The 9,354-nt window shown below is 68.7% G+C and carries 10 protein-coding genes and 2 pseudogenes; 7 read left to right on the forward strand and 5 right to left on the reverse strand.

Translation table 11 applies throughout. From position 1 onward, the window contains the following. The 5 genes and pseudogenes from ACFYOB_RS41215 to ACFYOB_RS41235 form a co-directional block, all read left to right on the forward strand. Positions 1–101, forward strand: a pseudogene (locus ACFYOB_RS41215) (ABC transporter permease); the annotation flags it as partial. A 133-nt stretch (positions 102–234) separates the two neighbouring features. After that, on the forward strand, positions 235–327 hold the full coding sequence (locus tag ACFYOB_RS41220; protein ID WP_328929836.1) for a putative leader peptide: 93 nt from the start codon (positions 235–237) through the stop codon (positions 325–327). Positions 328–490: 163 nt separating this feature from the next. After that, entirely contained in the window at positions 491–1,894 is a 1,404-nt protein-coding gene (locus tag ACFYOB_RS41225) for a sulfatase (RefSeq protein WP_388570134.1), read from the forward strand. Between the two features lie 74 nt (positions 1,895–1,968). Beyond that, positions 1,969–2,895, forward strand: coding sequence for a formylglycine-generating enzyme family protein (locus ACFYOB_RS41230; RefSeq protein ID WP_388570137.1), 927 nt, complete (start codon positions 1,969–1,971; stop codon positions 2,893–2,895). A gap of 69 nt (positions 2,896–2,964) precedes the next feature. Beyond that, positions 2,965–3,240 carry a rhodanese-like domain-containing protein gene (locus ACFYOB_RS41235; RefSeq protein ID WP_388570139.1) on the forward strand — a complete coding sequence of 92 codons (276 nt, stop codon included), beginning with the start codon at positions 2,965–2,967 and terminating at the stop codon, positions 3,238–3,240. A 148-nt stretch (positions 3,241–3,388) separates the two neighbouring features. Here the strand turns inward: ACFYOB_RS41235 and ACFYOB_RS41240 are convergent, their stop codons facing one another. Next, complete coding sequence (locus ACFYOB_RS41240; protein WP_388570142.1) at positions 3,389–3,634, reverse strand: nuclear transport factor 2 family protein; 246 nt, start codon at positions 3,632–3,634, stop codon at positions 3,389–3,391. Beyond that, a complete protein-coding gene (locus ACFYOB_RS41245) occupies positions 3,631–4,629 on the reverse strand; it encodes an NADP-dependent oxidoreductase (RefSeq protein ID WP_388570145.1) in 999 nt (332 codons plus the stop codon). Before ACFYOB_RS41245 ends, ACFYOB_RS41240 begins: the two co-directional genes overlap by 4 nt. A gap of 122 nt (positions 4,630–4,751) precedes the next feature. On the opposite strand from ACFYOB_RS41245, the gene ACFYOB_RS41250 reads away from it, so the two are divergent. After that, on the forward strand, positions 4,752–5,627 hold the full coding sequence (locus ACFYOB_RS41250; protein WP_388570148.1) for a LysR family transcriptional regulator: 876 nt from the start codon (positions 4,752–4,754) through the stop codon (positions 5,625–5,627). Positions 5,628–5,868: 241 nt separating this feature from the next. Here ACFYOB_RS41250 and ACFYOB_RS41255 read toward each other — a convergent pair whose 3' ends face one another. Beyond that, a complete protein-coding gene (locus ACFYOB_RS41255; RefSeq protein ID WP_388570150.1) occupies positions 5,869–6,465 on the reverse strand; it encodes an NADPH-dependent F420 reductase in 597 nt (198 codons plus the stop codon). A 48-nt stretch (positions 6,466–6,513) separates the two neighbouring features. Next, entirely contained in the window at positions 6,514–7,332 is an 819-nt protein-coding gene (locus ACFYOB_RS41260) for a 3'(2'),5'-bisphosphate nucleotidase CysQ (RefSeq protein ID WP_388570152.1), read from the reverse strand. 140 nt (positions 7,333–7,472) lie between these two features. Between ACFYOB_RS41260 and ACFYOB_RS41265 the strand changes: the two are divergent. Then, positions 7,473–8,072: pseudogene (locus ACFYOB_RS41265) on the forward strand (LysR substrate-binding domain-containing protein); the annotation flags it as partial. On the opposite strand, the gene ACFYOB_RS41270 reads toward ACFYOB_RS41265, so the two are convergent. Next, positions 8,008–8,352, reverse strand: a complete 345-nt coding sequence (locus tag ACFYOB_RS41270) for a MerR family transcriptional regulator (RefSeq protein WP_388570154.1) — start codon at positions 8,350–8,352, stop codon at positions 8,008–8,010. The pseudogene ACFYOB_RS41265 and the gene ACFYOB_RS41270 sit on opposite strands and share 65 nt — an antisense overlap. Positions 8,353–9,354 lie beyond the last annotated feature (1,002 nt).

Below are 9,354 nucleotides of genomic sequence, written 5' to 3' on the forward strand. Positions count from 1 at the left end.
TCATCCTCATCCTCGTCGTCGGCATCGCCATCGACCTGCTGATCTTCAGCCCGGTCGAGCGCTGGGTGCTGCGCAGCCGCGGCCTGCTGGTCAAGAGCTGATCAGCGGTCACGCTCGACACTGACGAGCCGCGACACCGGTCCGGCAGGCGCCGGACCTGCTGCGCCGAGCAGAGTTCCACTTTTCACATGCAGTACATGGACCGGCCTCAGCCCCGCCCATAACCTCATCCGCATGGCAGCTGGAAGCCCTCTCACCGCACGCCGCCACGTCGATCTGGGCAGGCTGGCGAGCGCTCTGTGTCCGATCGCCTGGGCGCGACGGTAATCACGCATCGCCTCTTCGCACGGGATCCCCACCTGGCATCTCACCCCGGTCCGCCCCCGAAGGGGCCGACCGGTCGATGCCTGATCCTCGTCTCTCTTCCACCCCTTCACGGCAGTTGATCTGCCGTACCCGTACGAGTTGCGGAACCAGGAGAAGACATCCCATGAGCGACAACAGCAGACCCCAGGTGAGCCGCCGCGGATTCCTCGCCGGCACGGCGGCCACCGCGGCCGCCGCGGCGCTTCCCGCGATCGCCCAGGTGGCGGCCGCCAATCCCGCCGCTGCCGCGACCCGTCCCAACATCCTGCTCATCGTCACGGACGACCAGCCCAAGCACACCGAATGGGCACTGCCGAAGACCACGGCCTGGCTGGCCGACCAGGGCGTCAAGTTCAGCAACGGGCACGTCACCACCCCGCTCTGCTCGCCCTCCCGCTCGTCGGTCCTCACCGGCCGCTACGCCCACCACCACGGCGTCCGCAACAACAAGGCCTCGTACCAGCTCGACCAGAGCACCACCCTGCCCCGGTACCTGAAGCAGGCCGGCTACCGCACCGGCCTGTTCGGCAAGTGGCTCAACTCCTGGACCCTGTCCGACAATCCGCCGCACTTCGAGGACTTCGCCCTGCTCCAGCCGGGCTACGTCGACGCGCAGTGGAACCTCAACGGCACGGTCCAGACGATCAACGGCTACACCACCAACATCATCAAGAACCAAACACTGAGCTTCCTCGACAAGGCGGCGGCCGACTCCCGGCCCTGGTTCGCGTACGTCACCCCGTACGCCTCCCACGGTCCGCGCACCCCCGAGGCGAAGTACGCCGGCACGGCCGTCCCGGACTGGGACGGCCGACCCTCCGTCCCGGAGAACGACCGCAGCGACAAACCGGCCTACATCCGGAACGCGACCGGGACGCTGGCCGACGGGCAGCAGATCCGAGCGGAACAGCTGCGCACCCTGCTCACCGTCGACGACACGGTCCAGGCGTTCAAGAACAAGCTCCAGGCGCTCGGACAGCTCGACAACACCCTGGTCATCTACATCGCCGACAACGGCTTCACCTGGGCCGACCACGGATGGACCAAGAAGTCGGTCCCCTACCGCCCGGCGCACGAGGTGCCGTTCTACCTCTCCTGGCCGGCGGGCGGCCTGAGCTCGGGGACCACCGACAGCCGCATCACCGCGAACATCGACATCGCCCCCACGGTCCTCGACGCGGCCGGCATCACGCCCACCCACTCGGTGGACGGAAGGTCCCTGCTCTCCTCGTACAGCCGCGACCACCTGCTCGTCGAGTGGTGGCAGCAGGGCACGAAAGCGGGCGGCCCGCCCACCTGGGCCTCGTACGTGGGCCAGAACAAGCAGTACACGGAGTACTACGACCTCACCACCGACGGCAACGGCACCGTGTCCGGCACGGGGCAGGTGAAGTTCCGCGAGTACTACGACCTGGCGGGCGACCCGTACCAGCTGACAAACAAGCTGTACCAGGCCACCCCGGCGGACGAGCAGAACCTGGGCATCCCCGCCCTGGCGGCGCAACTCGCCGCTGACCGCAGCGCCTAGCGGTACCCGGCCGGTGCCCCGCGACATGACCCGCGGGACACCGGCTCCCCTCAACGCACACCGACGGAGCCGCCATGCTTTCCTGCTGCACCCCCGGACACGGTGACCCCGCCACCGTCGCACTCTCCCTCGCGCCGCGGCCACCTGTCGCCGCCGCCCAGCGGGCCGCCCGCCGGCTGATCGACCTGCCGGGCGGGCGCTTCCTCATGGGCACCGACGACCCGGACTCCTTCCCGGCCGACGGCGAGGGGCCGGTACGCGAGGTCGCCGTCGACCCGTTCCGAATCGCACCCACGACGGTGACCAACGCCCAGTTCGCCACCTTCGTCAAAGCCGCCGGCCACGTCACCGAAGCCGAACACTTCGGCTTTTCCTTCGTCTTCGGCGGCTTCCTGGCCGAGGAGGTAGCCGCCACATCTCCGCCCGTGGCGGCCGTCCCCTGGTGGCGGGCCGTCCAGGGCGCGAGCTGGCGGCACCCCGAGGGCGCCGGCTCGTCCGTCACCGCACGCCAGAACCACCCCGTCATCCACGTCTCCTGGAACGACGCCCAGGCGTACTGCGCCTGGTCCGGCACCCGCCTCCCCACCGAGGCCGAATGGGAGTACGCGGCCCGCGGTGGGCTTGAGCAGCGGCGCTACCCGTGGGGCGACGACCTCACCCCCGGCGGCCGGCACATGTGCAACATCTGGCAGGGCGACTTCCCCACCCTGAACACCGCGGAGGACGGCTACGAGGGCACGGCACCGGCGAACTCCTTCCGCCCCAACGGCTTCGGGCTCTACAACGTCGTCGGCAACGTATGGGAATGGTGCGCCGACTGGTTCGCGCCCGAAGCCGGCCGCGTGATGCGCGGCGGCTCATACCTCTGCCACGACTCGTACTGCAACCGTTACCGCGTCGCGGCCCGCAGCTCCAACACGCCCGACAGCTCCACCGGCAACATCGGCTTCCGAGTGGCCGCGGACAGCGGCGCAGCCGCCGGGACGACACGGCCGTCCTGACAGCGCCCGCACACCCGTCGAGACGCCTCCGCGCAGGCCCTCCCCTTCTGCCAAGGACCACGATCCGCCATGAGTGTTTCCGCGGCCCCGAGCGTGAGCGAGGCGTTCTCCCGCCGCCACGATCTGACCGTCGTCGACGTCCGCACTCCGGGCGAGTTCGCGTCCGGCCACCTGCCGAACGCCGTCAACGTCCCCCTCGACCGCATCGCGCGGGCGCTGCCGGATCTCCGACAGGCCGCCGAGCACAGGCCCCTGCTGGTGGTGTGCGCCTCCGGCGCCCGGGCGGAGATCGCCGTTGCCACCCTGGCCTCCCATGGCGTCGACGGGCGTACACGACCAACTTGAACGGGGTGGCGAAGCCCGAGTTTGCAGAGAATGCAGGAGACGAACGTCTTGACGGTCTCCTGGCTGCTGACGTTGAAGCAGATCGCCGCGGCGTTCGGCGACGTGCCGAGCGACCGCGCCGCTGCGGTTCAATACACCTGGCCCCGCCCTAAAAGGCGTTGTCCAGCGTCAGGGTGAGCTCAGCGATCCGCCACCCACCGTCGGACCGGCACAGGCCCAACGTGTAGACCCCGGTCGAGATCATCTGGATGCTCTCGCCGGTGTTCCTCGTCTGCACCAGATAGGCCCGCACCTCAGCGGTGGCGGCGTCCGTCGTCGTGACCACGACATTGCCCAGGTGGGGCCGCACCCTTCCGGTCTGGGCCGTGTGCCCGTCACGGATGAAGTCGATCACGAGACCACCGTCAGCACGATCTTGCCTTGGAGGTGGCCCTGCGCGGCTCGCGTGTGTGCGCTGCCCGCCTCGGGCAGCGGGTATGTGCTGTCCACCCCGACCTGGAGCTTGCCCTCGTCGAACAGGCGCCCGATCTCGGCGAGCTGGGGACCGTTGGAACGCACCTGAATGTCCGAGACTGTGATGCCCAGACTCGCCGTCTCTTCCGGGTCGTACTGGGCGAAGAACACCGGAAGCATGGTGCCGCCGCGCTTGAGCACGGTCAGGAAGCGTGAGCTGTCCGGGCCACCGACGGTGTCGATCACCAGGTCGACACCGCTGACCACGTCCGCGGCCTGCGTCCTGGTGTAGTCGATGAACTCATCGGCGCCGAGCTTGCGCAGGAACTGCTCGTGCCGGCCCGAGGCCACCGCGATCACGTGTGCCCCCTTCCATTTCGCCAGCTGCACCGCGAAGTGGCCCACTCCACCAGCGGCCCCGTTGACCAGCACGGTCATCCCTGGCGTGATCGGCACCGGCTGGTGCACCTGGCCGGTGAAAGGAGACGGCACGTCGTGGCCGAGATCAACCAGGAACTGCCAGGCCGTAAGCACGGCCATCGGCGCCCCAGCCGCCTGCACGTGGTCGATACCGGCCGGCTTGTGAGCCAGGTCCGAAGCCGGCGCGGCCACGTACTCGGCGTACGTCCGGCCGTCGAATCCGGGGAACCGCAGCATGCCGAAGACCTCGTCACCGACAGCGAACCCCAGAACGTCCGGAGCGACCGCCTGGACCACGCCCGACATATCCGTTCCGGGGATCAGGGGGAACTCCAGCGCCGGCCTCATCTCGGCCGGCATGACCTTCATCCCCTCACGCAGGTACCAGTCCGGCGGGTTGATGCCCGCCGCGTGCACCCGGACGAGCACCTCGCCCGGGCCGATCTCGGGAACCGGCACCTCGTCATACTGCAAAACTTCCGGCCCGCCCGCTTCGTGGAACTGGATCGCCTTCATCGCGCCTGTCGCTTTCTTGGGGAAACGTTGCTCCTTCAGTCAAGGCCCAGGACGGCATGGCCGTCCAAGACCGGTTCGGCAACCTGACCATTCCGAAACGGCATGACGCGTACGCTGGAAGGGTGAACGATCTCGGACAGGACCTGGAACTGCGGCTGGTGCGCTACTTCACCGTCGTGGCGGCGCACCAGCACTTCGGCCGGGCCGCCGCCGACTTGCACGTGGCCCAGCCGGCGCTGAGCCGCCAGATCCAACGGCTCGAGAAGTATCTCGGCGCACGACTGCTGGACCGCGTACCCCAGGGCACCCGGCTCACTCCGGCCGGCCAGAGGTTCCTCCCCCAGGCCCAAGCCCTGCTGCAGGCCGCCCGCCAGGCCGAACTGGCCGTGCGGGAACAAGCCGAGACCGAACGGATCGCCATCGGCTACGTTGAAGACCTGGTGATCACTGCCGCCGTACGGGAACTGCGCCGCCGTTACCCGGACGCCGAGATCGCCACCCGGTACCTGAGCTGCCGCGACGTCGGGGCGCTGTCCGACAAGCGCGTCGACGCCCTGATCGCGCGGGCCCCACTGCCGCTCGCCGCCGACGACGTGTTCACCACCCCGCTGTACGAGGAGCCCCGGATGCTCGTGGTCCCGCGCGACCATCCCTTGGCCGACCGCGCGTCGGTGACCGCGGAAGAACTGGCCGGCGAGAAGGCGGCGCCGTGCGCGTTCGAGACCGCGGACTGGACTTCCTACCGGATCCTCGGGGCCGGCGTGCCGCCGATCGAGAGCTACGAGGACAAGCTCGAACTCGTCGCGAGTGGCAGGGCGATCGCCGTGCTACCGGTCGGCGATCGGCGTAGCTCACTGCGTCCCAACCTCGTCACCGTCCCGATCGAGGGCGCTCCCCCCAGCCAGGTCGTCCTGGTCAGCCGCAAGGGCGACCCGAATCCGATGATCAGGAATCTCCGGCTGGCGGCCAAGGCCGTCCTGACCGCCCCGGCAGCCTGACCGGGACCAGCCGATCCGCTTGGCGCTGAATTGCACCAAGCGGTGCTCACGCGCGCTGTGTTCGTCGCGCATGGAGCCGGCCCGGCTACGCCGGGAGATCGCGTTGCTGAAGATGGAGACCAGCGAGCTGGCGTGGCGTTGGGCCGTGATGTCCTCAAACGCTGCATGGTCCTGTGGGTGAAGTAGCTGAGGGGGACCCCGCGGTGCTCGTCGGGGTGATCAGCGACCAGAGGATTGACAGTCAGCGGGCGATCGAGATCGCGAAGGGCGCGAATCCGCTGGAGCGGATGACGTGCGGGACGAAGAGGATCGCGGCCTCCGTGGCGCGGGCGGTCTGGATCCCGCCGAGATCGTTGATCCACTCCTTGCGCCAGCCGAGGTCGGTGAGCAGTTCGCGGACGGTCTGCTTGGCCTGCGGGTCCTCGCCGGAGAGGAACGCGGTCGGCGGCTGGGTGAGCGTGGCCGGCGCGGTCATCACCGGGAAGAGCATCGTGTTGAGTGTCTTGACGACGTGCGTCTCGGGGAGCGCTTCCTGGAGCTGTTCGGCGAGGCTGGAGCCGGGGTAGAGCAGGTCGGCAGGCAGTCCGTCCGGGCCGTCGGCGGTGGCGTTGGAGACGTCGACGAGGATCTTGCCCCGCAGTTCCTCGCGCAGGGCAGCGAGGCGTTCCAAAGAGCCGGCTCCAGGTGTGGCGTTGATGACAATCCGGGCTGTCCGGGCGGCGTTGGCGGCGGCGCCCGGCATGCGATCTGCCACGGTCACCTCATGCCCGGCCCGGGTGAGGGCTGCGGCCAGATTGCCGCCGACGCGGCCGTTTCCGAGAACTGCGATCTTGTTCATGCTGATGTGGTCCTCTTCAATTTTCTTTTTTCCGGTTCTTGCAGATGGTCAGCGGGAGAGCGTGGCGACGGCTTCGGCATGGATACCGGGCGCGGCGGCCAGGAAGCTCTCGCTTTGCGGGGTCCAGGGGCGGCCCTCGGCGTCGGAGATCCGTCCGCCGGCCTCCCGGACGAGGAGCGCCCCGGGCAGCAGGTCCGCGCGGGCACCGGCGAACTGCCAGAAGGCGTCGATCCGGCCGGCGGCCACGTTCAGCAGGTGCAGGGTCGCGGGCACGGAAGTGCGGACGACAAGCGCGTCGAAGAGCATCGCGGTGATCGAGGAGCCGACGCGTCGCACGACGTTCTCGTCCTCGTCCGGCCGGGCCTGGCTGGTGGCCACGAGGCTCAGGCCGAGGTCCGCGGTCTGGGAGACGTGCAGCGGCCGACCGTCGACGTGGGCGCCCGCGCCGGTGAGCGCGGTGTAGGTCTCGCCGGTCAACGGCAGGTGGACCACGGTGAGTACCGGCTGGTTCTCGCGCACGAGGGTGGCTGTCACCGCCCACTCCGGTAGGGCGTGCAGGTGGTTGACGTTGCCCTCGGCCGGATCCACGACCCACCACTCGCCGGGCGGCAGCGCCCCGCCGTCCAACTCGTCTTCCACCCAGCCGGCGTCGGGGCGCAGGCGCGTGAGGCGGGGGCGCAGTATGCCGAGGGCCGTGTCGTCGTTGGCGGCGAGCGCGCGCATCAGCTCTTCGCGGTTCTGGTAGCGGACCACCTCGCCGAACCGCTCGCGCAGCGCCGAACCGGCCGCGCGCACGGCGACCGAGGTCTGGTCGAGCAGGTCGGCGTCAGAGACGGTGACTTCAGTGGTCGGAAGCGTTTCGGACATGGTGGTACTCCCGTCTGAGCAGGGGGTGATGAAGAGGATTTCGGGCCAGGCCGTGCGTTCCGTCCTGGGCCGTGGTGACGACGCTATACACCCCCTCCATTAACATCAAATGCATGTCAAGCACGTCTGGGATTACCCCCATGCAATTGGATTTGAATCTGCTCACCGCGCTCGACGCCTGCACGTCACCGCCCCCGCGATGAGCCGGAGTCTGGGCCGGATCCGGCGCACGACCGGGGACCACAACCTGGTGCGCACCGACCGCACCATGACCCCGATGCCCTATGCGATCGCCGTCCGGGCACAGGTGCACGAGCTTCACGCTCCGCTGGCACGATTCCCTGGTTGCCCTGAGCGGTCGCGCACTACTCGCGGCCGTACGCGGACAGGCGCCGGGCGTGCGACTGCGCTTCGTCGCGGAATCGAGCACCGACACCCCCGAGTTGCGACGCGGCGAGGTCGACCTCGAGGCGAACGCCAACCGCCCGAGCGCACCGGACATCCGCGCCGAGCACGTGGGCGAAACCCGCCTCGTCATCGTCGTACGGCAAGGGCACCCCCTCACCCGCGTCAAAAGCGTCACCGCACAGCAGTACGCCGCCGCTGAGCACGTCACCGTCTCGCGGCGCGGAAATCTCAGCAACGCCCTCGACGACGCCCTCGCGCCGCTCGGCCTCACCCGCCGCGTGGTGGCGGCCGCCCCCACGGAAGCGGCCGCACTGGAGTTCGCGCGCGGCACCGCTGGGCTTCCTCCAGCCGGCCTTCCAGGACGGCGATGCGGCAGGCGGCCTCAATGGGGGTGCCCTGGTCGACCAGCTCGCGGGCACGGGCCGCGATGCGCAGCTGGTAGCGGGAGTAGCGCCGGTGGCCGCCAGCCGAGCGGAGCGGGGTGATGAGGCGGTGCTCGCCGATGGCGCGGAGGAAGTTCTGGGTGGTGCCGAGCATGTCTGCGGCCCGGCCCATGGTGTAGGCGGGGTAGTCGTCGTCATCGAGACGGCCGAACGAGTCGTCTGCTGTCACTGCCCCTCTCTGTGGAACGCGTGGAGGGGCCCGGGTGCCGTCTGGCACCCGGGCCCCGAAGGAACTGCTACACCATCTGCCGACCCTAGTCCTGCGCCGGCCTTCTGTTTCCGCCCGCCCGACCTGAGCTTCGTCGGGGGTGCGGGGATCGCGGATGCGTGACCGGAGACCACCTCACTATCGATGTCCTGCGGTACCCGGACTCGCGTGGCGTCCGGGCGATCCTGATGGCGCCCAATCCCTCCGTTCTTCCCTCTGGATCAATCACTTACCAAATGGGAACTGCGTACTGCTGCACTGCTGTACTGCTGTAACGCGGGCACTGCTCTTACTGCTGTACTGCGAACTGCCCTGTACTGCTGGTGTTGCGTACTGCTGGTGACCTCTCGTAGCGCCACTTCGGCAGCCAGCCCCGTCGCCCATCCTGCGTCTGCTCTGGCTTAGAACCCCACTGCCGAACCTCCCGGTGCGCGCGCCCGCAGCCGACGCCTTCACCGAGGTGCTGCTCACCTACTTCACTGCTGGTACTGCGAACTGCACTTACTACGGGTACTGCCACTGCGGTAACTGCGGTACTGCTTGCGGCGGCCCCTGATCACTGCGGGCCACCCGGTCCGGTCGTCAGTCCCGTCACCGTCCTGCAAAAGCTCTGGCTTCGGAACTCCACCACCGCACCGTCATGCGAACTACAACTACTTGTACTGCTGGTACTGCTGCCCGGCAGTTCGTCTCTGCCAGGCCCTGCGATCTCTCTGCGTTACGAGAGAGAGCATAACCACCCCGCCGCCGAATGTCTACTCCGGCCAACATAGATTTCCGCGCCTTCAACGAGGAGGTAATCAGCCTCGAACGTTGCAGGGCATCGGGTAGCCCCCTGGGGGGCGACCCGCTATGCGGGCACATGCACTGAGCGTTTTCAGCGTGGCCACTGATCGGGTGACGCCGGTCAGGTCGAGGTGAGGGCCGCAACGCACAAAGCCCCCGTGCCGTTGAGAGAGGTGT

Source organism: Streptomyces sp. NPDC006463 (genome assembly GCF_042870715.1).
GTDB lineage: Bacteria > Actinomycetota > Actinomycetes > Streptomycetales > Streptomycetaceae > Streptomyces.